15 protein-coding genes and 1 pseudogene are annotated in these 23,276 nt (G+C 75.4%); 14 read left to right on the forward strand and 2 right to left on the reverse strand.

The annotated features are described in order from the left end of the window. Nucleotides 1–14 precede the first annotated feature (14 nt). Nucleotides 15–749, reverse strand: a complete 735-nt coding sequence (locus ABD317_RS02875; protein WP_344287479.1) for a hypothetical protein — start codon at nucleotides 747–749, stop codon at nucleotides 15–17. Between the two features lie 257 nt (nucleotides 750–1,006). On the opposite strand from ABD317_RS02875, the gene ABD317_RS02880 reads away from it, so the two are divergent. From ABD317_RS02880 to ABD317_RS02915, 10 genes and pseudogenes are all read left to right on the forward strand, one after another. Next, a complete protein-coding gene (locus ABD317_RS02880) occupies nucleotides 1,007–4,279 on the forward strand; it encodes a non-ribosomal peptide synthetase (protein ID WP_344287481.1) in 3,273 nt (1,090 codons plus the stop codon). Next, on the forward strand, nucleotides 4,279–5,664 hold the full coding sequence (locus ABD317_RS02885; protein WP_344287483.1) for a serine hydroxymethyltransferase: 1,386 nt from the start codon (nucleotides 4,279–4,281) through the stop codon (nucleotides 5,662–5,664). Before ABD317_RS02880 ends, ABD317_RS02885 begins: the two co-directional genes overlap by 1 nt. A gap of 173 nt (nucleotides 5,665–5,837) precedes the next feature. After that, nucleotides 5,838–9,038, forward strand: a pseudogene (locus tag ABD317_RS37705) (condensation domain-containing protein); the annotation flags it as partial. A 940-nt stretch (nucleotides 9,039–9,978) separates the two neighbouring features. Further along, the gene (locus ABD317_RS37710; protein ID WP_425582253.1) at nucleotides 9,979–10,296 is read left to right on the forward strand and encodes a phosphopantetheine-binding protein; all 318 of its coding nucleotides are present in this window, start codon (nucleotides 9,979–9,981) and stop codon (nucleotides 10,294–10,296) included. A 524-nt stretch (nucleotides 10,297–10,820) separates the two neighbouring features. Continuing rightward, entirely contained in the window at nucleotides 10,821–12,650 is a 1,830-nt protein-coding gene (locus ABD317_RS37715) for an amino acid adenylation domain-containing protein (protein WP_425582254.1), read from the forward strand. A gap of 17 nt (nucleotides 12,651–12,667) precedes the next feature. Continuing rightward, the gene (locus ABD317_RS02895) at nucleotides 12,668–13,939 is read left to right on the forward strand and encodes a cytochrome P450 (protein ID WP_344287487.1); all 1,272 of its coding nucleotides are present in this window, start codon (nucleotides 12,668–12,670) and stop codon (nucleotides 13,937–13,939) included. After that, complete coding sequence (locus ABD317_RS02900) at nucleotides 13,936–14,658, forward strand: thioesterase II family protein (protein WP_344287489.1); 723 nt, start codon at nucleotides 13,936–13,938, stop codon at nucleotides 14,656–14,658. The genes ABD317_RS02895 and ABD317_RS02900 overlap by 4 nt, the downstream gene beginning before the upstream one ends. A gap of 19 nt (nucleotides 14,659–14,677) precedes the next feature. Next, a complete protein-coding gene (locus tag ABD317_RS02905) occupies nucleotides 14,678–16,489 on the forward strand; it encodes a non-ribosomal peptide synthetase (protein ID WP_344287491.1) in 1,812 nt (603 codons plus the stop codon). Between the two features lie 85 nt (nucleotides 16,490–16,574). Continuing rightward, a complete protein-coding gene (locus ABD317_RS02910; protein ID WP_344287492.1) occupies nucleotides 16,575–17,618 on the forward strand; it encodes a ketoacyl-ACP synthase III family protein in 1,044 nt (347 codons plus the stop codon). Continuing rightward, complete coding sequence (locus tag ABD317_RS02915) at nucleotides 17,611–17,859, forward strand: hypothetical protein (RefSeq protein WP_344287493.1); 249 nt, start codon at nucleotides 17,611–17,613, stop codon at nucleotides 17,857–17,859. The genes ABD317_RS02910 and ABD317_RS02915 overlap by 8 nt, the downstream gene beginning before the upstream one ends. 74 nt (nucleotides 17,860–17,933) lie before the next feature. On the opposite strand, the gene ABD317_RS02920 is transcribed toward ABD317_RS02915, so the two are convergent. After that, nucleotides 17,934–18,332 (reverse strand): metalloregulator ArsR/SmtB family transcription factor, encoded by a 399-nt coding sequence (locus ABD317_RS02920; protein WP_037780753.1) that lies wholly within the window; start codon nucleotides 18,330–18,332, stop codon nucleotides 17,934–17,936. A gap of 104 nt (nucleotides 18,333–18,436) precedes the next feature. Between ABD317_RS02920 and ABD317_RS02925 the strand changes: the two genes are divergently transcribed. The 4 genes from ABD317_RS02925 to ABD317_RS02940 form a co-directional block, all read left to right on the forward strand. Further along, complete coding sequence (locus ABD317_RS02925; protein WP_344287496.1) at nucleotides 18,437–20,464, forward strand: heavy metal translocating P-type ATPase; 2,028 nt, start codon at nucleotides 18,437–18,439, stop codon at nucleotides 20,462–20,464. A gap of 250 nt (nucleotides 20,465–20,714) precedes the next feature. Continuing rightward, a complete protein-coding gene (locus tag ABD317_RS02930) occupies nucleotides 20,715–21,434 on the forward strand; it encodes a hypothetical protein (protein ID WP_344287498.1) in 720 nt (239 codons plus the stop codon). Nucleotides 21,435–21,685: 251 nt separating this feature from the next. Continuing rightward, the gene (locus ABD317_RS02935; protein ID WP_344287500.1) at nucleotides 21,686–21,859 is read left to right on the forward strand and encodes a hypothetical protein; all 174 of its coding nucleotides are present in this window, start codon (nucleotides 21,686–21,688) and stop codon (nucleotides 21,857–21,859) included. A gap of 76 nt (nucleotides 21,860–21,935) precedes the next feature. Next, the coding region (locus ABD317_RS02940) for an HEXXH motif domain-containing protein (RefSeq protein WP_344287502.1) at nucleotides 21,936–23,276 on the forward strand (1,341 nt) is incomplete at its 3' end.

Here is a 23,276-nt window from a genome sequence, read left to right on the forward strand (position 1 = left end):
ACGCGCCGGCCCGGTCAGCCCGTGGCCGCCCCGTCGAGCGCGACCCACACGGAACCGGCCACGGCCAGCGGTCGTCCGTGCGCCGTGCCGTACAGGGCGGTGCTGATGGCGGCGGTGCGCCTGTCCAGGCGCTCCAGCCGGCCCACCAGAACGAGCCGCGCACCGGCGAGCGGGAGTTCACCGACGGCCGCGGTCATCCGGCCGAGCACCCGGGGCCTGCGCGCCGGGTCGGCGGTCCAGCCGCCCGGGCAGTCGAGCGCGCTCCACACGAACTCCGCGCGGATCCGGCCGTTCTCGTCGGCCAGGTCCGGCCCCGGGGTCCAGGCGCACGCCACCGTGCCGGGACTGCCCGCGACCGGCCCCGGCCGCAGGCCCATCCCGTCGCGGGGGCGTGCGGTGCCGCACACGAAGCAGCCGGGGAAGGGATGCCCGGCACCGTCGAACGCCGCCTCGGCCGCCCCGGCCTGCGCCGGCCCCACCGGCGGCGGGGCCGGGAGGCCGGCGCCGCCGCCCGCCACGGACGCGACGAGGTCGTCTCCGTGCCAGGCGTGCCCGCGCCTGCCGGAGACCCGGTAGGTCAGCGGAGAGTCCAGCGGCACCGGCAGATGCAGCGTGACCGCGGCGCAGCCGTCCAGGTGCCCCGCGGCCTCCGCAAGGGCGGCCAGCCGGCCGCAGGCGTAGCCGCCGTTGGCGCTGTCGGGCGGCCCGTTGAAGCGCCGGGCGATGACGAGATCCGGTACGGGCGACAAGGGATCCTCCCGGATCGGGGCGCGGGGCGTACGAACGACCCTAGAACCCGGCCGACCTCCCCGGCAGGGGCCGCGGGGCGGCGGCCCGTCAGGAAAGTTCCGGACTGTCTGCGAGCCCGCGTTCCTTGCCAGTCTGTCCCCGCCACCGGGGTGCCGCCGGACCGCGCCCTGCGGGGCGCCCGCCCGGCTGCCGACCAAGACCGCAACGCCTACGTGTGGAGACGGCCATGCAGAAATCCCCGCCGACCATCTTTCCCATGGCCTCCGCGCAGGAACGCCTGTGGGTCGTCGAGCAGCTCACTCCGGGCACGAGCGCGTACACGATCCCCCTGGCCGTTCGGCTGAAGGGCCCGCTGGACCGGGAGGCGCTGCACGGAGCGCTTCGGCGGGTGACCGACCGGCACGAGGCGCTGCGCACCCGGTTCGACCAGCTCGACGGCGAGGCCGTGCAGATCGTCGACGCACGCGTGGACGTCGGGCTGCCGCTGACCGAGGTCACCGAGGAGGAACTCGACGCGGCGCTCACCGCCGAGTCGGCCCGCCCCTTCGATCTGGCGGAGGGGCCGCTGCTGCGCGCCCGGCTGCTGCGGCTGGCGGCCGACGACCACGTCCTCGCCCTCAGTGTGCACCACCTGGTCTCCGACATGTGGTCGTGCGGCATCCTGCTGCAGGAGACGGGGGCCTTGTACGCGGCCCTCACCGCCGGCGCGCCCGACGGCCACGGCCTGCCGGAACCCGAGGTGCACTACCCGGACTTCTCGGTGTGGGAGGCCGAGCACCTGGCCCCGGAGCGCCTGGGGTCCCAGCTGGCGTACTGGCGCGAGCGGCTCAAGGACGCGCCCCGGCTGCTCGACCTCCCCCTGGACCGGCCACGGCCCGCCGCGCAGACCCTGCGCGGCCGCCAGCTGCCGGTCGCCCTGTCCCGCGAACTGTCCCGCGCCGTGGCGGCGGCGGCCCGCGCCGCCGGCAGCACGCCGTTCATGGTGCTGCTGGCCGCGTTCAAGGTGCTGCTCGCCAGGAGCACCGGCCAGCAGGACGTCGTGGTGAGCACGGGCGTCGCCACCCGCACCCCGGAGACGGAGCGGACCATGGGCTGCTTCGTCAACACCGTGCCGCTGCGCACCTCGCTCGACGGCGCCCACACGTTCGCCGACCTGCTGGGACGGGTCCGGGCCACCACGCTGGCCGCCCTGGACAACCAGGACCTGCCCTTCCAGCGGCTGGTCGAGGAGCTGCAGATTCCGCGTGACCTGAGCGTCAACCCGCTGGCGCAGGTGCTGTTCCTGCTGCAGAACGCCCCGGAGCCGGTCCTCGACCTGCCGGGGCTGGAGGCCGTGGCCGCCGGCATCGAGCGCAACGGCACCCAGTGCGACCTGAACGTCCAGCTGCGCGAGGTGGACGGTGCCTTCACCGGGTTCATCGAGTACGCGACGGACCTCTTCGACGAGTCGACGGTCCGCCGGCTCTGGGAGCACTACGAGGTGCTGCTCACCGCCGCCACCGCGGATCCCGACGCCCGCCTCGACTCCCTTCCGTGGCTCACGCCCGCGGAGGTGGAGCGCGCGGTGGCGGGGTGGAACGCCACCGGGGCGCCCGCGCCGGAGGAATGCCTGCACGAACTGGTCGAGCGGCAGGTGCGGGAGCGCCCCGACGCGCCCGCGCTCGTCTGGTCCGGGGGCGCCCTCACCTACGGCGAGCTGGACGAGCGGGCGGAACGACTGGCGACGCGGCTGCGCGGGGCGGGGGTCGGGCCGAACGTCGCGGTCGCCGTCTGCCTCGACCGCACCGCGGAGGTGGCCGTGTCGGTGCTCGGCACGCTCAAGGCCGGCGGCGCGTACGTGCCGCTGGACGCCGCCTATCCGGCGGAGCGGCTGGAGTTCATGCTCCGCGACGCCCGCCCCGCCGTGCTGCTGACGGACGAGGACCGTCTGGGCAGGCTGCCCGTGGCCGCGGCTCCGGGCGGCGGCGGGGAGCCGGGGCCGGTCGTGCTGCTGCCCGGAGACTGGGACCGGGAGACCGAGGCGGCAGGGGACGGGAAGACCGCGGCGGCCCGGCCGGACGACCTCGCGTACATCATCTACACGTCCGGCTCCACCGGCCGGCCCAAGGGCATCGCGGTCACCCACCGCGGCGCCGCCAACAACATCGCCGACCTCAACCGCCGCCAGTCGGTCGGCCCCGGCGACTCCGTACTGTCCCTGTCGTCGCTGAGCTTCGACATGTCGGTGTACGAACTCCTCGGCATGCAGGCGGCGGGCGGCACCACGGTGCTGCCCGACGCCGCGTCGGCGAAGGACCCGCGGCACTGGGCGGAGCTGGTGGAGCGGCACGCGGTCACCGTGTGGAACTCCGCGCCCAGCCTGCTGGAGTCCCTGGTGGACTCCTACGGCTCCGCGCGCCCCGCCGCGCCCTCGCTGCGCACCGCCTTCCTCGGCGGGGACTGGGTGCCGGTGTCCCTGCCGGACCGGGCCCGCGCGCTCTTCCCGGACCTCGACGTCGTCGTGATGGGCGGTGCCACCGAAGCGTCGATCCACTCCATCGTCCACCGGGTCGTGCGGACCGACCCCGGGTGGGTCCACATCCCGTACGGGCGTCCCATGGACAACCAGCAGGCGCTGATCGTCGACGAGCGCGGAGAACCGGTCCCCGTCGGGGTGGCGGGTGAGCTGTGCCTGGCCGGAACAGGCCTGTCCCGGGGGTATCTGGGACGCCCGGCGCTGACCGCGGAGCGCTTCGTCCCGCACCCGTACGCGGGCGTCTTCCCGGCCGTCCCCCCGGGGGCCAGGCTGTACCGGACCGGTGACCTGGCCCGGTACGCGGAGGACGGCCTGATCCACCTCGTCGGGCGGCTCGACCACCAGGTGAAGGTGCGGGGCTTCCGGATCGAACTCGGCGAGGTCGACGCGGCCCTCGGCCGCCACCCGGGCCTGGCCGAGTCGGTGACCGTCGTCCGCACCGACGACGCCGGGCACGGCGTGGGGCTGACCGCCTACGTGGTGCCCGCCGGCCAGGACGGTCCCGACGCCGGGGAGCTGCGGACCCACCTCGCGGCCCGGCTTCCGGACTACATGATCCCCGACGCCTTCGTGCAGCTCGGCACCCTGCCGCTGTCGGCGAACGGGAAGGTCGACCGCTCGGCGCTGCCGGATGCCGATCCGGTGCGGCTGGGCACGTCCACGCCCTACGTGGCCTGCAGCACCCCGCTGGAGCACGCGCTCGCGGACATCTGGGCCGACGTGCTCGGGGCAGAACGCGTCGGTGTCCACGACGACTTCTTCGAACGCGGCGGCAACTCCCTGGGCGTCACGCAGATCGCGTACGCGCTCAGCGACCACCTGCGGATCGACGTGTCGCTGCGCGACGTCTTCGAGGCGCGGACCCTCGCCGACCAGGCCGCCGTGGCCGAGAGCACGGCCCGGGCGGCCGGCGCCGACGCACAGGCCCTCGCGGAGATCTATCTGCACGTGCGGTCCCTGGACGGCGCGCAGACCCGGGCCATGCTGGACGGCCTTGAGGAGGAGACCTCCTGATGGCAGGCATCCTGCACCGGACCCTCGCGCACGGCGCCGACGTGCTCCAGGCCCGCGACGAGGAGCTGTACGGGCTGCTGCAGCGCGAGCAGGTCCGCCAGCACGAGACGCTCGCCATGGTCGCGGCGGCCAGCACGGCCGACCCCGCCGTCCTGGTGTGCGAGGCGAGCGCCGCCGGCAACGTGACCGCCGAGGGGTACCCCGGGGCCCGCTACCACGCGGGCTGCGAACTCGTCGACGAGGTCGAGCGGCTCGCCGTGCGCCGCGCGAAGCAGGCCTTCGGCGCCGCCCACGCCAACGTCCAGCCGCACTCCGGTTCCACCGCCAACCAGGTGGTGCTGGGGTCGCTGCTCGACCCCGGGGCCACCGTGCTCGGCATGGACCTCAAGGCCGGGGGGCACCTCACGCACGGGGCCTCCGCCTCGATGTCGGGACGCTTCTTCACCCCCGTCCGCTACGGCCTGGACGACGACGGGCTGATCGACTACGGGGCCGTGGCGGAACTGGCCCGCCGGCACCGGCCGCGGCTCATCTTCTGCGGCGCGAGCGCGTATCCGCGGACCATCGACTTCCGGCGCTTCCGGGACGTGGCCGACGAGGTCGGCGCGTATCTGGTGGCCGACATCTCGCACATCGCGGGGCTGGTCGCCGCCGGCGTCCACCCCAGCCCGGTCGACGTGGCCCACGTGACGACGACCAGCACGTACAAGCAGCTGTACGGCCCCCGCGGCGGGCTGATCCTGCTGGGCCGGGACGCGGACACGCACACCGCCTCGGGCAGGACGCTGCGTGCCACGCTGGAGGACGGGGTCTTCCCGTACGTCCAGGGCACCCCGCGGCTCAACACGGTCGCCGCGAAGGCCCGGGCCTTCGCCGAGCTGGGCACCGCCCGGTTCCGGGAGCGCGGCCGGCGCATCGTCGCCACCGCCCGCGCGCTCGCCGCCGAGCTGCACGACCGGGGCCACCGCGTGCTGACCGGCGGCACCGACACCCACATGGTCCTGCTGGACGTCGGATGCCGCGGCCTGACCGGGCGCATCGCCGAACGCGCCCTGGAGAGCTGCGGAGTCGTCGTCAACAAGAACACCATCCCCGGCGATCCCCACGGCCCCCGGGTCACCAGCGGGGTACGCCTGGGAACCAACGTACTCGCGCTGCGCGGGATGGGGGTCGCCGAGATGACCGCGTGCGCGGACCTCCTCGACACGGTCCTGACGGCCGTACGGCCGGACGGCCCCCGCCGCCACCACCTCGATCCGGTCGTACGGGCCGAGGCGGCCGCCCGGGTGGCGGACCTGTGCCGCCGCTTCCCGCTGCCCGGACACCCGCTGCCCCTGACGGCGCCCGCGGGGGCCGACCGGGCCGCCGCGGCCGCGGCCGGGTGATCCCGTACCGCCACCACGACCAGCACCGATGACCAGCCAGCGAAGGCGAGGCGCGCATGCGACCGACCCCACTCACAGCCGAACAGCGGGAACTGCTCGACCGGTTGGTCGCCCGACAGGCCCTGACCGCGTCCACCGGGCGCATCGCACGCTACGCCGGCGACCGCCGGGCCATGCCCGTGTCGCCCGCCCAGCAGCGCATCTGGTTCTTCAGCCAGATGAAAGAGCAGAGCGTGTTCTACAACGTGGCGGGCGCCGCACGGCTGCGCGGCCGGCTGGACGCGGAGCTGCTGCGGCGGTGCCTCGGTGAGATCGTCGAGCGGCACGAGGTGCTGCGCTCGACCTACCACCAGGTGGACGGCGTGCCCGTGCAGTGCGTCAACCCGTACCGGGGCCTCGACCTGCCGCTGGTCGATCTCGGTCCGCTGCCGGCCGGGGAACGCGAGGAGGCGGCCCGGCGGCGCTGCGCCGAGGAAACCGGCCGGCCCTTCGACCTCGAACACGACCTGATGCTGCGGCCCACGCTGCTGCGGCTCGCCCCCGACGAGCACCTGCTGCTGATGGTGCAGCACCACATAGCCACCGACGGCTGGGCCATGAACGTCCTCATCCGGGAGCTGGGCGAACGCTACTCGGCCCGCGTGGAGGGCCGCGACCCGCACCTGCCCGACCTCACCGTGCAGTACGGCGACTTCGCCGTGTGGCAGCGCGAGTGGCTCGACGGGCCGGAGGTCACCGAGCAGCTCGACTACTGGCGCGAACGCCTGGCGGACACCCGGCTCGTGGACGTCGCCGCCGGCCTGCCCCGCTCCGCCGAGCTGACCTGGCAGGGCGGATCGATCCGGTACCGGGTGGAGCCGGAGGTGGTCCGCCGCCTGACCGCGCTGGCGGAGGCCGAGCGGGCCACGCCGTTCATGGCGCTGCTCGCCGCCCAGTCGCTGGTGCTGTCCCGGTGGAGCGGACAGGACGACATCATCATCGGCTCGGCCGTGGCGGGCCGTCGCCGGGCGCAGCTCGAACACCTCACGGGCTGCTTCGTCAACGAACTGGTGCTCCGCATGGACACCTCCGGCACGCCGTCGTACCGCGAACTGCTGCGGCAGGCACGGGAGGTGAGCCTCGGGGCGTACGAGAACCAGGACGTGCCCTTCGAGCGGATCGTCGAGGTCATCACGCCCGAACGGGACAACCGGGCCCGGGTCCCGCTGGTGCGGCACCAGATGGGCTTCGACAACTCGCCCCGCTGGAGTGCGCGGCTGGGCGACCTCACCTTCACCATCGAGCCGCTCAGCACGAACACGGCCCGATTCGATCTGGAGGTGGACCTGGAGCCGGACGACGACGGCGGCATCCGCGGCACGGTCTACTTCTCCACCGACGTCTTCACCGAGGACATCGTGCGCCGGATGCTGGACTCGCTGACCACGGTCATCGACGCCGTGTGCGAGGCTCCGGACGCCCCGGTCCGCGAGCTTCCCGTCGTGGGCCGCGGCGAGCTGACCCGGCTGGACGAGATCTCCGGACCGGCGGACCCGCTCCCCGACACCACGGTGAACGCCCTGGTCGAACGCCGGGCGCGCGAGCACCCCGAGGACACCGCGGTGCGGTACGGCGACGAGGTCCTGGGCCGCGGTGCGCTCGACGCCTGGGCCAACCGGCTGTCGTGGCAGCTCGGCGAGCTGGGCGTGGCGGCCGGGCAGCCCGTCGCCGTCTGCCTGCCGCCCTCGCCCCGGCTGCTCGCCGCCCTCCTCGGCGTGCTCAAGGCCGGGGCCCTGGCGGTGCCGCTCGACCCGGCGGCTCCGGTGCGGGACCTCAACGACGTGCTGCTCGACTGCTCGGCCGCCGTGGTGCTGACCGACGGCCCGGGCCCGGACGGCCTCGACCCGCTGGTGCGGGCGTTCGACATGGCCGCCGACCTGTCCCGGTGGCCCGCGGACCGGCCCGCGGCCGTACCCGAGCCCGGCCAGGGCGCGTTCGTGAACTACCCGGAGGTCGTGGACGGGGTGGCGAAGGGCACCGTCAACACGCATGCGGGGGTCGCCCACCGACTGCTGCGGGCCGCCGCCCCGTATCGGGACGGCGCGGACGCCGGTACGGGCCGAGGGGTCCTGACGGTCCCCCGCGGGTTCGACCTGGGGCCGTGGGAGCTGCTGTGGCCCCTGGCCGCGGGGGTTCCCCTCGTCCTCCCCGTGGACCGGACGCCCGAGGCGCTGGCCGCGACCGTACGGTCCGCGCCGGTCGCCGTGCTCGGCTGCGCCACCGCGACGCTGCACGAGCTGCTCGGCACGGCACCCGAACTGCCCGCGCTGAGCCGGGTGGTCTGCGCGGGCGAACGGCCCTGGCCGGCGCTCGTCGCGCGGCTGCGCGCCGCCGCACGGAACTGCGTACTCCAGCTGCGCTCCGGGCCGGCGCACCTGGCGGCGGACGTCCTCGTGCACACGGTCGGCGACACGGCGGAGCCCGGCGGGCTGGCGCAGCTCGGCGCTCCCGAGCCCGGGCCGGGGCTCTGGGTGCTGGACGAGGCGGGGCTGCCGGTCCCCGGTTCCGTACCGGGCGAACTGTGCATCGGCGGCGTACCGCTGCCCGGGGGGATCCTGGGCCGGCCCCGGGAGCTGGATCGCCTCCTGGCCGGCGACCCCCTGACGGCGGGGCGCAGGCTGCTGCGTACCGGACTGCGCGCCCGCGTCACGCCCGACGGGCACGTCGAGCCGCTGGGCCGCGGCATCCGGATCCGCACCCACCGGGTCGAGCCCACCGACGTCGAGTCCGTCCTGCACGCCGCCCGCGACGTCGAGCGAGCCCTGGTCGGCGTGCACGACGGTGCGGAGGGGCCGGAGCTGGTGGCGCACGTGGCGCTGCGCCCGGACGACGGCCGCGGCGGGGAGGACCCGGGCGCGGCGTTCGAGGAGACCTACGGTGCGCGGGCCGCGGAGGACGACCCGGCCCTCAACATCACCGGCTGGAACAGCCCGCACACCGGCGAGTACCTCACGGGTGCCGAGATGCGGGAGTGGGCCGACACCACGTTCCGCCGGGTGCGCTCGCTCGGGCCGTCCGACGTGCTGGAGATCGGCTGCCGCACGGGCGCCCTGCTGTTCCGGCTCGCGCCGCGCTGTGCCACGTACACCGCCACGGACCTCTCGGCGGTCGCGCTGCGCCACATCCGCGAGCACCAGGACTGGCTGGCGACGAAGGCGGAGGACGTCTCGCTCCGGCAGCAGGCCGCGGACGACTTCGACGGGCTGCCGGAGCGCGGGTTCGACACGGTCGTCCTCAACGCGGTCACCCAGTACTTCCCCGACGCCGCCTATCTGGAGCGGGTCCTGTCCGGCGCGTTGCGGGTGCTGCGTCCGGGGGGCCACGTCTACCTGGGGTCCGTCCGCAGTCTGCCGCTGGCCGAGGCGCTGCACCTGCCGGGGCGGCTGGAGGCGCTGGACCCGGACGCGGACGCCCGGCGACTGCGCCGCGCGCTGGCCGCCCGGGTCGGCCAGGAGGACGAACTGCTGCTGGACCCGGAGTACTTCACCGGGCTGGCCGGGCGTCTCGACGGGCTGGCCGAGGTGTACGTGCTGCCGCGGCTCGGCCGGCACCGGAACGAGCTGAGCGTGTACTGCTACGACGTGGTCCTGCGGGCCGGTGCGCCCGTGGCCGCCGGCGCGCCCGCGGACACCCTCGACTGGGTGTCGGACGGCCTGACCACCGAGGCCCTCACCCGGTACCTGGACGCGCACGCTCCCGAGCGGCTCCTGGTGACCTCGGTGCCCGACGCCCGCGTGCACGGGCGGCTCGGGGCCCTGGCACACGCCGGGAGCGGTCCGGGCGTCACCGCCGCCGACGTGACCGCGGCCCTCGCCCCCCGCCCCGCCGCGCCGGGCGGTCCCGTCGACCCGGCCGCCCCGGTCGCGGCGGCCGAGGCCGCCGGGTACCCGGCGCTCGTCCAGTACGGTGCGGCTCCCGGATCCCTGGAACTGCTGCTCGGCGCGCCCGCCGGGCGCGGAGGAGCGCGCCGAACGGGCCGCGGCACCGCCGGCCGGCTTCGGGCGGCGCCCGGGGCCCGGCGCCCGCGGCGGGGGAGACCGCCCGGTGGCGAACGACCCGCGGTCGGTCGCGCGCGGCCGCCGGGTCGTGGCGCGGCTGCACCAACGACTGCAGGACCGGCTGCCCGCCCCCGCGGTGCCGTCCCACCTCGTCGTCGTGCCCGGGTTCGCCGCGGACCGGAACGGAGCGGTGAACCGGGACGCGCTGCCCGGCCCCGACCCGGCCGTCGACCCGTCGGGGGCGCACCAGGCGCCGAGCACGCCGACCGAGACCGCGGTGGCCGCCATCTGGGCCGAGGCCCTCGGGCTCGACCGGGTCGGGGTCCACGACGACTTCTTCGCGCTGGGCGGGCACTCCCTGCTCGGCTCCGAGGTCATGGACCGCGTCCGCCAGCAGTACGAGATCAACGTGCCGCTCAGCCTGCTCTTCGAGTCCCCGACCATCGCGGCGGTCGCCTGCTACGTGGACGAACTGCTGGCGAAGCCCCGGGCCCCGGCCGTGCCCGCGATCGAGCGCATCGACCGGTCCGCCCTGCGCCGGCCCCGCCCCGCGGAGCCGGCCCGGTCCGCACCTGCGAAGGAGAACCGCCCGTGACCGATCTGTCTGGACGGCAGTCCGGGTCGCAGCCCGGATCGCAGCCGAGGGTGAAGCCCGGCACCGAGCTGTCCCCCGCCCTCGTGCTCGCCGCGCTGGCCGCCGTACTGCACCGCCGTACGCTGCAGGAGACGGTACGGGTGGCGTACCGGGACGCGGACCGCGAAGGCGGGCTGGCGTTCGAGGCCGGGGAGGACGCGGGCGTCCACGGGCTGGCCGCCGACGCCGCGGAGGCGCTCCGCGACCTGGCGGCCGCCGACGAGTACGACGCCGACACGGCCGCCCTCGCGGACGCCCGGCTGGAGTGGGCGGTCGAACCGGAGCGGCCCGTCCGCGGCCTGACCGTCGCGGCCCACGCCGGCGGGCTGGCCGTGCTGCCGGGGGCCGGCCCCGGGGCGCTGCCGGCGCGGGAGGCCGCGTACCTGGAGGGACAGCTGCACCGGGCGCTCCTGGCCGTGCGGGGGCCCGAGGACGTCGCGTTGTCCGTGCTGCCGCTGCTGCCCCCCGGCGACCTGGCCGAGGTCATGTCCCTCGCCGGTTCCGGCGTCGCACCGGTCGCTCCGCGGCCCGTTCACGTCCTGGTCCAGGAGCAGTCGGAGCGCAGCCCGGACGCGGTGGCGGTCACGTGCGGAGACGAGTCGCTCACCTACCGGGGGCTGGTCCGTGCCGCCGACGCGCTGGCCGCGCGGCTGCGCCGGGCGGGGGCCGGCCCCGACCAGGTGGTCGGAGTCGTCGCCGGACGGTCGGTGCGGCTCGTCGTGGCGCTGCTGGCCATCCTCAAGACCGGTGCGGCCTACGCCGCGTTCGAACCCGACCTCCCCGCCCAGCGCCTGCGCGGACAGCTCGCCGGGACGGGAGCCCGCACGGTGCTGGCGGAGGACGGCGCCGCCGCGTCCTGGCCCGACGACGTCACGCTCCTGCCGCTCGACTCCGGCGCCGGGGAACCCGGGGCCGGGCCGCCGGTCTGCGTGCCGGTGCCGCCGGCCGCCGCCGCGTACGTCAGTTTCACCTCGGGCTCGACCGGCGAGCCCAAGGGGATCTGCGTCCCGCACGCGGCGGTGGCGCGGCTGGTCGTGGAGCCTGACTGGGCCGAGTTCCGCCCGACGGACAGCGTGCTGCAGCTCGCTCCGATGGCGTTCGACGCGTCCACCCTCGAAGTGTGGGCCCCGCTCGTCAACGGCGGCCGGCTGGTGGTCCATCCCCCCGGCCCGCTGGCCGTCGACGCCCTCGCCGCCACGCTGGTCGACGAGGGCGTGACCGTCGCCTGGATGACCGCCGGCCTCTTCCACCAGATGGTCAACCAGCAGCTGGACGCGTTCGCCGGGCTGCGCCATGTGCTGGCTGGCGGCGACGTGGTCTCCGCCGCGCATGTGCGCCGCCTGCTCGGCGCCCATCCTCATCTGCTGTTCACCAACGGCTACGGCCCCACGGAGAACACCACGTTCACCGCCTGCTGGACCTCCCGCGAACCGGTCGCCGGCACCTCGGTGCCGCTGGGCCGGCCGATCAGCGGCACCCGGGCCCTGGTCCTCGACCCGGCGCTGCACCCCGTGCCCGTCGGTGTGCCCGGTGAGCTGTACGCGGGGGGAGACGGCCTGGCGCGCGGGTACCTGGGACGTCCGGCGGCCACCGCCGAGCGCTTCGTGCCGGACCCGTTCGCCGCGGTGCCGGGCGCGCGGCTCTACCGGACCGGCGACCTGGTGCGGCGCCTCGCCGACGGGGCGCTGGAGTTCCTGGGGCGCGCCGACCGCCAGCTCAAGATACAGGGCTACCGGGTCGAGCCCGGTGAGGTCGAGACGGTGCTCGGCGGCCACGAGGACGTACGCCAGGCCGTCGTGGTCGGCCAGAGCGACGGCGCCGGCGGCAAGCGGCTGCTGGCGTACGTCACCGCGGTACGGCCCGGGGACGACGCCCCCGCCGAGCTGGGCCGGCGGCTGCGGGAGTGGCTGCGCGGCGAGCTGCCCGGCTACCTGGTGCCCTGGGCCGTCCTCACGCTGCCCGAACTGCCGCTGAACCGCAACGGCAAGGTGGACCGGGCGGCGCTGCCCGCGGCCCGCCGGGCGCCGCGCGCGCTGCCGTCGGAGTACACGGCGCCCCGGACGCCGACCGAGGCGGCGGTCGCCGAGGAGTGGGCCGACCTGCTGGGCGTCGAGCCGGTGGGCGTGGACGACGACTTCTTCGAACTGGGCGGCCACTCCCTGATCGCCGCCGACCTGCTCAACCGCCTCCACGAGCAGTACTCCGTGGAGCTCTCCGCACGGACGCTCTACCTGCGGCCCACGGTGGCGGAGCTCGCCGGCGAGCTCCGGGAGCAACAGGCCTCGGCACCCGCCCCGTCCGTCCCCGCACCCTGATCCAGGAGACCCATCAGATGAGGCTCAACAAGTCCGCAGCCCCGGGCGAGGTCGACCGGCACGCGGTCGACCTGACCGACCCCCTGCTGTTCGCGCACGGCGACCCGCACGCCGTCTGGGAGGACATGCGGGAGCACGCGCCGGTCCACTGGCAGCAGGTCGACGACACCCTCGGGTTCTGGTCGGTGACCACGTTCGAGGACGCCGACCTCGTGCTGCGCGACCACACCCTGTTCACCTCCCAGCGCGGCACCATGCTCTTCCTGCTGGGCAAGGACGACCCGGCCCGGGGCCGGCAGATGGCCGCGACCGACCCGCCGAGGCACACGAGGATGCGGGCCCCGATGCAGCGTGCCCTGACCAACAAGCGGGTGGAGAAGTACAGCGACGCGGTCACCGCGGAGGTGCACCGGCTGCTGGCCCCCGCGCTCGGCGGGGAGCGGTTCGACTTCGCCGAGGCGATGATGGCGCTGCCGATGGCGACGGCCGGCACGATGATGGGCCTGCCGCGCGAGGACTGGCCGCACCTCACCCGGCTGACGACGATGTCCATCGCCCCGGAGGACCCCGAGTTCGGGGGCCCGGACGGGGTCGACGAGACGCTGCAGGGCGCTCACCGCGAGCTGTTCGCGTACTTCCACGACATCCTGCGCGAGCGTCGCCACCACCTCGGTGACGACCTCGTCAGCCTGCTGCTCGACATGGAGATCGACGGCTCCCGGCTGGAGACCGGTGCCGTCCTGTCGAACTGCTACAGCCTGATCCTCGGGGCCAACGTCACCACGCCCTTCGTGCCGACCGGCGCGATGGCCGAGGTCGTGGGCACCGGCGTCTGGGACGAGTGGCGCACGGACCCGAAGCTGCTGAACACCGGGCTGGACGAGGCACTCCGCTGGGCCTCTCCCACCAACCACTTCATGCGCTACGCCCTCCAGGACGTCGAGCTGCGGGGCGAGAAGATCCGCGCGGGCGACGCGGTCGTGGTCTGGCTGGGCGCTGCCAACCGGGACGCCGAGGCCTTTGCCGACCCCTTCACCTTCGACATCCGGCGCAAGCCCAACCGGCACCTGGCGTTCGGCAGCGGTCCGCACTACTGCGTGGGACACACCGTCGCCCGGATGAGCCTGAAGATCCTCTTCACCGAACTCTTCCAGACCTTCGAGTCGTTCGAGTTCGCGGGCGGGATCGAGCACCTGCACTCGAACTTCGTCGCCGGCATCAAGCACATGCCGATGGCGGGGCGGGTGCGCCGCGACGCGGTCGGCCGACTCGGGGAGCCGGCCGCATGAGCGCCTCCCGCTGGTTCCTTCGCGAGCCCTCCGCCGAGGGTGCCGTCCGGCTGTTCTGCCTGCCCTACTCGGGGTGCGGCGCCAGCATGTACCGCGGGTGGCCGCGGTTCGTCGGCGACATGGAGGTCGTCCCCGTACAGCTGCCCGGACGGGAGAACCGCTTCCGCGAGCCGTCCTACCCGACGTACGAGAAGCTGGCCGACGACCTCGCCGACGTGCTCCTGCCGTACCTGGACCGCCCGTTCGGCCTCTTCGGCCACTGCGGTTCGGCCCTTCCGGGGTACGAGACGGCCGTCCGGCTGCACGAACGCGGCGGCCCGCTGCCGGCGCGGCTCTTCGTCTCCTCGCAGATCGCCCCGCACAAGGGCCCGCACGGCCGCTTCCTGCAGATGTCGGACGCGGAACTCACCGACGAGGTACGCACCCTGATTGTGGAGCTGGGCGGCACGCCCCGGCCGGACCTGGTCGACCTCAGCCTGGAGGTCCTGCGGGGCGACGTGGAGGCCAACAAGCGCTACCGCCCCGCCGAGCCGGTGCGCCTCCCGGTCCCGATCACCGCGCTCGGCTGGGACGAGGACACCGAGGTCGACCATCGGCTGATGGACGGCTGGGCGGAGTGCGGGGAGACCACGTTCCGGCTGCTGCACGGCCCGCACTACCGGTTCATGGAGGCGCCCGACGACCTGCTCGACGCCTTCGTGGCGGACCTGGCCGGCTGACGCGGGGGTGGTGAACCGAGTGGGACAGCCTTCGGTTGTCAGCGGCCCGGCACGGCAGTGGAACGCCACCGACGTGCCGTACGACGCGAAGAGGGGCTTTCTGGAGCAGTTCGAGGAGGCCGCGCTCCGCACCCCCGCGGCGCCGGCCGTGATCGCCGCGGGCGCGGGCACCGAGCCCCTCGGCTACGCCCGCCTCGACCGCATGGCCAACGGAATCGCCCACCGGCTGCACGCCGAGGGGATCGGCCCCGGGCGTCCGGTCGCCGTGCTGCTGCCGCGTACGCCGGTCCTGCTCGCCGCGCTCATCGGCGTGATGAAGGCGGGCGCGGCATACGTCCCCCTCGACCCGGCGCTGCCCGCCGAACGGCTGGCCTTCCTGCTGGCGGACTCCGGGGCCGCGGCCGTGCTCACCGACCGCCGGGTCGATCACGCGCCGGCCGTCCGGCCGGACGGCGGTGAGGCGCAGGAACCCCCCGCCGTGCGGCCGGGGCCGGAGCACCCGGCATACGTGATCTACACCTCGGGGTCCACGGGCACGCCCAAAGGGGTCGTCGTACCGCACCGGGCCCTCACCAACCTGCTCGCCGCGCTCGGCCGCGACTTCCCGCTCGGCCCCGGCGACGGCTGGCTGTCCGTGACCACACCGTCGTTCGACATGGCGGTCACCGACTACTACCTGCCCCTCTCCCGGGGCGCGGCGGTACATCTCGCCGACGAGGACACCACACGCTCCGGCAGTCGCCTGCGCGCGTGTCTGGAGAGCCCCGGCGTCACCCACCTCCAGGCCACGCCGGTGAGCTGGCAGCTGCTGCTCGACGCCGGCTGGGCCGGCACCCCGGGGCTCACCGCGCTGTGCGGAGGGGAGCGGATGCCGGCGTCGCTGGCCCGTGCCCTGCCCGCCCGGGGAGCCCGCCTGTGGAACATGTACGGGCCGACGGAGACCACCGTGTGGTCGGTGAGCACCCGGGTCGAGGAGGTCCTCGATGAGGTGCCCCTGGGCGCCCCGCTCGCCAACACCCAACTGCACGTCCTCGACGCCGCGTTGCGTCCCGTGCCGGTCGGTACGACGGGTGAGCTGTGCATCGGCGGCGACGGCGTGACCCACGGCTACCTGCGGCGGCCCGCACAGACCGCCGAGCGCTTCGTGCCGGATCCGTTCACCACGCGCGCCGGGGCCCGCATGTACCGCACCGGCGACCTGGTGCGGCGGCGTGACGACGGCCGGATCACCTTCGTCGGACGCGCCGACACCCAGATCAAGCTGCACGGGCACCGCATCGAACTGGGCGAGGTCGAGGCGACGCTGGAGCGCGATCCGCGGGTGCGCCGGGCCGCGGTGGTCGTGGCCGGGGAGGGGGCGCAGGCCCGGCTCAGCGCGTTCGTGGAGCCCGCCGGCGAGCGGGTGGAGTCCGGGGAGCTGCGTGCGGCCCTGCGGTCGTGGCTGCCGGCCTACGCCGTGCCAGCGCTCCTCACGGTCGTGGCCACGCTGCCGCTCACGCCCAACGGGAAGGTCGACCGCCGCGCGCTGCCCCGTCCCGGCCAGAGCACGCCCGGCACGGCGCAGGACGCGCCGGAGCCGCCGCGCACCGACGCCGAACGGCGGGTGGCCGGCATCGTCTCCGCGCTCATTCCGGAGGTCCGCATCGGCAGGGACGACGACCTCTTCGACCGGGGCGCCCACTCCCTGGTGATGGCCCGGCTCGTCGAACGCGTCCGCGACGAGTTCGGCGCGGTCCCCCCGCTCGGCCTCCTCTTCGAACGCCCGACCGTCGCCGGCATCGCCGCGTACCTGGAGGAGACCGCCTCCCCGCCCGGGCCGGGTCCGACATGAACGCACGCGGGTGACATCGCTCAGGACAGTGCCCCGGAAAACCGCGGCCCGTGAACCGTCCGGCGGGCCGGACAGGAGGAAGCAAATGCGTTGGGGTCAGGTGCACATCGCCGCGACGGGCGTCTGGCTGCCCGGTCGCCGTTCCGCCGAGGAGGCGGTGCGGTCCGGCCGTTACGACGCGGAGGAGCACGCGGCCAACAGGATCGTCTCGGTCGCGGCCGCCGACACCGAGCCCGACGGCGGCCCCAGCGCACCCGAGATGGCGGTGCGCGCCGCCCGCGTCGCGCTGGAGCGGGCCGGGGAGGCGGCGCGGCGGGTCTCCACGGTGTACCACAGCCATCTGTGGTTCCAGGGTGCCGAGTTGTGGGCGCCGGCCTCCTACGTCGCGGAGCACACGGTGGGTTCGGATGTTCCGGCCTTCGGCCTTCAGCAGTCCTGCAACGCGGGAGTCGCGTCGATCGAACTCGCCGCCGGCCGTCTCGGGACGGCTGATGCGGCGCTGCTGACCACCGCCGACCGCTTCACGGGCCCCTCCTTCGACCGGTGGCGCTGCGAACGCGGCCTCGTCTACGGGGACGGCGGGACGGCGCTGGTGCTGTCGGCCACCGGCGGCCTCGCGCGGTTGCTGTCGACGGCCACCCGCGTCGACAACTCCCTGGAGCCGGTCTCCAGGGCCGCGCGGCTCGCCGACGACCCCCGGGCCGTCGAGACCCCGCTCGACCTCGCCGCCGGCGCGGACGCGTACACGCGGGCCCACGGGAACATGCGGCAGATCGCCCAGCGGATGGCGGAGGTCGCCGACGCCTCCGTCCGCGACGCGCTGACCGACGCGGACACCACCATGTCCGGCATCGACCGCGTGGTCCTCGTCTCCACCGGGCGGTCGCGGATGCGCTGGCAGCTGGAACTCCAGCTCGGCGTCCCGGAGAAGATCTCGAACTGGGAGCTGAGCGGCACGGTGGGCCACCTGGGCGCGGGCGACCACTTCGCGGGCCTCGACCACCTGGTGGAGTCGAGGCAGGTGCAAGCGGGAGACAGGGTGCTCCTGGTGGGCGGCGGCACGGGGTACAGCTGCTCCAGCGCGGTCCTGGAGATCACCGGCTCCGCGCCCGCACCTCAGGGTGACTGACCCGGATCGGCACCGGCCGCCGGGAGGCGGGCCGCCGACCAGGTCCCCGGCGCCCCCGACGCCCGCCCACCGCGCCCTGCCCGCCGGCGTCCTCCCGTTACCCGGCGCCCACGCCGACGACGGCACCGACGTCGTCGAGTGCTGGGCCGAGCGCCTCGCCGCCACGGCCGGCTTCGCCGACATCGAGCACACCCTCGAACTCAGCGGCGTCTGCGACCGCTGCCTGCCCGGCCGCGAGTGAGGGGCCTCCCGTGCCGCCCGGTGGACCCCGGCTGAACCGCGGACCGGCCGGAGGGCTCGGCCGCCCGGTCCGCGCTACTCGGTCGGCGCCGGCGCCGCGGCCCCCGCGCCGGCCCCGGGGGCGTCGCTCAGGCCGAGCCGCAGGTGGTCGATGTGGTAAACGGCCTGGTCGAGGAGTTCGGCGACGTGGTTGTCGTAGAGGGCGTACACCACGGAACGGCCCTTGCGGGTGCCGGTGACCAGGCCCAGGTTGCGCAGCAGCCGCAGCTGGTGCGAACACGCGGACTGCTCCATGTCGACCGCGTGCGCCAACTCGGTGACCGTGCAGGGGCCTTCCCGCAGCCGGGCGAGGATCAGCAGCCGGGAGGGGGTGGCCAGGGCCTGGAGCGTCGTGGCCACCTTCGCCGCGTCGGCCGCGTCCAAGCGCGCACGCGGGACGGCGTTCTCGGCGGGGGATGCGGCTCCGTGGCCCATGCGCCCATCCTAACAATAGAGAATGCTTGAAGAGGTGTTCATGTATTCCTGTATGGTGGGCGGGTCGGCACCCCACTGGTCCGCGCGAAGGAGCCACCCCGGACATGTCGCCCACCACCCTCGCCGCCCACCCCCCGCCCGCGGCCACCCCGCCGTCCCCGGTCGCGCCCCCGCGGCGCACGCGGGTGCTCGCGCTTCCCGAGGCGCGCTGGGCCGCCGCCGCACTGGCGCTGTTCCTGCTGGCGCTGCCGCTGGACCTGGCCGGCACGCCGGCCTGGTCGTGGGGGCCGCTGTACGCCGCCGTCTACGTCACCGGCGGCTGGGCGCCCGGCCTGGCCGGGGTGCGGGCGCTCGCGGCCCGGACCCTCGACGTCGACCTGCTGATGGTGGTCGCCGCGCTCGGCGCGGCCGCCATCGGGCAGGTGCGGGACGGCGCGCTGCTGATCGTCATCTTCGCCACCTCCGGCGCGCTGGAGGCCCTCGCGACCGCCCGGACCGCCGACTCCGTACGCGGCCTGCTCGACCTGACCCCCGCCACCGCCACCCGGCTGACCGCCGGCGGCGAGGAGCAGGTGGCCGTCGAGGAACTGGCCGTCGGCGACGTCGTCCTGGTCCGGCCCGGGGAGCGCGTCGGCGCCGACGGGCGGGTGCTGGACGGGGCCGGCGAGGTCGATCAGGCCACCATCACCGGCGAGCCGCTGCCGGTGGCCAAGCAGGCCGGCGACGAGGTCTTCGCCGGTACCCTCAACGGCACCGGTGCGCTGCGCGTGCGGGTGGAGCGGGACGCGGCCGACTTCGTCATCGCCCGCATCGTCGCCATGGTCGAGGAGGCGTCCGAGACCAAGGCGCCGACCCAGCTGTTCATCGAGAAGGTCGAGCAGCGCTACTCGGTGGGCATGGTCGTCGCCACCCTGGCCGTCTTCCTCGTCCCGCTGGCCTTCGGCGCCGAGTTGAGCGACGCGCTGCTGCGCGCGATGACCTTCATGATCGTGGCGTCGCCCTGCGCCGTGGTGCTGGCCACCATGCCGCCGCTGCTGTCCGCCATCGCCACCGCCGGCCGCCACGGCGTCCTGGTCAAGTCCGCCGTGGTGATGGAGCGCCTCGGCCAGGTCGACGCGGCGGCGCTGGACAAGACCGGCACCCTCACCCAGGGCGTCCCGTACGTCACCGACGTCCGCCCGCTGCCCGGGGCCGGCCGGGACGAGGACGCCCTGCTCAGTCTGGCCGCGGCGGCCGAGTACCCCGGTGAGCACCCGCTGGCCCGCGCGGTGGTCGACGCCGCCCGCACCCGCGGCCTTCCCGTCCCGCCCGTGGACGACTTCACCGCCACCCCGGGCCTCGGCGTGGCCGCCGTCGTCGACGGGGCGCGGGTGGCCGTCGGCAGCCCGGCCCTGCTCGCCGGCCGGACCGGACCGCAGGTGCGGACCGCCGCCGCCGAGGTGGCCGCCCTCCAGGCCGGCGGCCGCACCGCCGTGACGGTCACCGTGGACGGCGTCCCGGCCGGGGTGCTGGGCGTCGCCGACCGGCTGCGCCCCGACGCCGCCGCCACCGTCACCGCCCTGACGGCGCTGACCGGCACCGCGCCGACGCTGCTCACCGGCGACAACGAGCAGGCCGCCGCCCGGCTGGCCGACGGGGTGGGGATCGCCGACGTCCGCGCGGGCCTCCTGCCGCAGGACAAGGTGGCGGCCGTACGGGAGCAGGAGCGGGCCGGGCGGCGGGTGCTGGTGGTCGGCGACGGCGTCAACGACGCCCCGGCGCTGGCCGCCGCCCACGTCGGCGTCGCCATGGGCAGAGCCGGCTCCGACCTGGCGCTGGAGACCGCCGACGCCGTCGTCGTACGCGACGAACTCGCCGCCGTACCCGCCGTCGTGGCGCTCTCCCGGCGCGCCCGCCGGCTGGTGGTGCAGAACCTGGCCGTCGCCGGGACGTTCATCGCCGCGCTGGTCGTCTGGGACCTGGCCGGGCACCTGCCCCTGCCGCTCGGCGTGGCCGGCCACGAGGGCTCCACCGTCCTTGTGGGGCTGAACGGACTGCGGCTGCTCCGCGACAAGGCGTGGCACCGCGCGGGCGCGGAGGCACCGAAGCCCGCCGGCCGTCTTCCGGGGGCGGAGGCGGGGAGGTGCACGTAATGGTCTGAAACAGCCGATGGCGGGTCGTGTCCCATACGGGGGTTGGGGCGTTGATGAAGCGGGTGGATGCTCTGATAGCAGGGAAAAACATCCCGGGCGCGGTCTTGGTGCTGACCGGTCAGAGCTATTCTTACGACATTCCGTAGATCGGGATATGGGGCGTATGGAACCGCGACACTCGTGGCATCGGAATCGGGCTATCGCAGAGGAATTCTGCTACTACGACGAGCAGGTCAGGATCGCCGAAACAGTGCTTGCGCAGGCACAGACGGCCCGTCGGCACGCGTTGGCCGCGTTCGCGGTCAACCTCGGCAGGGACCGCTCGGCGGCCGACCTGCTGGGACTGGCGGAACGTGAGGTACGGGCCGCGCGCCGGAGCGTCGGCCGGAAAGACGCCCGCATCGTGGCCGAGGAATTGCTGACCTCCTTCCACGAGCGCGCCGAAAAGGAGCGTGCCGCCGAAAGCGCCGACCGCCCGGACGGATCCGGCGGATACGCCTCCTCCGGCCCCCTGGCCCTGTCGGCGCTGGACGAGGCGCTGGCGCAGGGCTGGCGCAGCGGTGTGGACCTGCATGTGCTGGCCGCCGAGGCCGGCGTGGAGGTGAGCACCGTGGTCGACCGCCTCAAGAAGCTCTCCACTCAAGGGCTTCTGCCCGACCCCGAGGGCCCCACCGCCCCCCGGGGACGGCATCGCCGCACCGGTGACTCCGCGCACTTCCCGCGTGCCACCCCGCAGGGCACCCGGAGCGACGAGGGGTTCCTCGCCGCCGACGTCCCGCCGGACGCGGTCCCCGGACGGCGGGGCGGGCAGGTTCCGGAGGAGGCGGACGCGGGCGTGTCGCCGGACCCGTGGGCCGCCTGGGAGACCGAGTTCTCCGTGCCCGCGCCGAGCCCGCCCCCGCCGCCGGACATCGAAGCCGAGCCCGCACGGGACCGCAGGCTGATCACGGTGGTGGTGCCGCGGTCGTGATCGCCCCGGTCCGGCGGTCCCGCGCGGCCCGGCGGGTGCGGCGCTCCGCGGCGCTCGACGTGACCGACGACGCGGGCGCGGCCGCCGCCGACGACGCCGGGCCGGGTTCGCGGGCTGCGAAATAATCGGGGCCTCTCCGGCCCCGCGCCGCGCTATTCTGGCCCGGCAGTCCGGCACGGGCTGTCCGGCCTCCGGCCAGGTTTCCCGGACTGCGGCGGCGCACCGCCGCCTGACCCCTAGATGGGTGGGGTGTGAGCGAGCAGAACAGCGTCGAAGCGGAGCTGGCTGATCTCGGGGCCGTCGGCCCGGACGAGCTGCTCGCCATGGACGCGCCGGTCGTGACGGCGTCGATGCACCGCCTGCTCCGCCGGATCGACGACCCCGCGAGCAGCATGGGCGGCTACAACCCTCAGCGCGACGAGTAGCCCGTGCGCGCGGGCGCCCGGCACGCCGGTCCGCCCGTCGTCGTACGGCCCTGATGTCACGGAACCTGGAGCGGAAGTGCGGGTGGAAGCGCAGCAGCACCGGCTGGGACGTGCCGAGCACCGCCAACTGCTGCGCGGCGGGGGCGGGCCGGACGCGATCGCCCTGCTCGGTGCCGCCGAACGCAGCTGGCGGCTGCTGCTGTTACGGGCGCTGGCGGACGCCGCCGACGCGGCCGCGGGCGCCGCGGACACGCCGGCCGGCCCGCTGCCCGGGCTGCAGGACGGCTGGCGGCTGCTGATCCGCGCCTGGCGGTCCGCCCCCGCCGAGGTGGAACGGCTGCTGGCCTATCCGGCGGTCGGGACCTGGGCCGCGCACGCGCTGCGGCGGGTACGGGGCACGGCCCCCGCCGACTCGCCGCTGTGGGTCGAGACCGGCCACCTGCACGCGGTGGCCGCCTCCGCCGCGGTGCTGGCCGGCCTCACCTTCCGTACGAGCGTGCCGGTCCGCGACGGCTGGGCGGTGCTGCCCGGCCTCGGCGGCGCCCGGGTGGAGTCGGCGGCGGGCCGCTGGGCCGCCGCCGAGGTGGTCGCCGCGGACGGCGACGTACGGGTCGGCCCGGTGCGCGTACGGGCGGACGCGTCCGGCGGGACCGGCAGGTCCGAGGGGGCCGACGGATCCGGCGGGGCCGGCGGCTGGCACGGGCTGCGGGAGCTGCGCGCCGAGGGCTGCACCCTGCTGCTCGACGACATCGACCCGTACCGGGCGCTGCGCGGGCCGCGCGCGGCCGAGCCGTTGGGCGGCGCGGACCGCTGGGCCGGGCTGTTCGCCGAGGCGTGGCGGCTGCTGGCGCGCGACGACCCCGAGGCGGCACGGGCCGCCGCGGCCGGGCTGCGCTCGGTGGTGCCCCGGCCCCGGTCCGAGCGGTACCGCCCGCACAGCGCCTCGTCGGGGGACGCCTTCGGCGCCGTCGTGGCCTCGGAGCCCGACGACGCCGAGCAGCTCGCGTGCACGCTCGTGCACGAGTTCCAGCACCACAAACTCGGCGCGTTCATGCATCTGTTCACCCTCTACGAGGACGGCGGGGCGGAACGGTTCTACGCGCCCTGGCGCGACGACCCCCGCCCGCTGGGCGGGCTCCTGCAGGGCGTCTACGCGTTCTTCGGCGTCACCCGCTTCTGGCGACGGCGGCGCGGGGAGCTGGCGGAGTTCGAGTACGTGCTGTGGCGGCAGCAGACGCTCACCGCGCTGCACGCGATCCGCGGCGCGGACCGGCTCACCCCGATGGGCCGCGACCTGGTCGACGGGCTGGCCGGCCGCCTGGCCGGCTGGCGGGACGAGCCGGTGGGGGCCCGGGCCCGGGACGCGGCCGCGCTGGCCGCCGCCGACCACCGGGCCACCTGGCGGGCGTACCACGTG

The sequence above is a fragment of the Streptomyces synnematoformans genome, assembly GCF_039531005.1.
Taxonomy (GTDB): domain Bacteria; phylum Actinomycetota; class Actinomycetes; order Streptomycetales; family Streptomycetaceae; genus Streptomyces; species Streptomyces synnematoformans.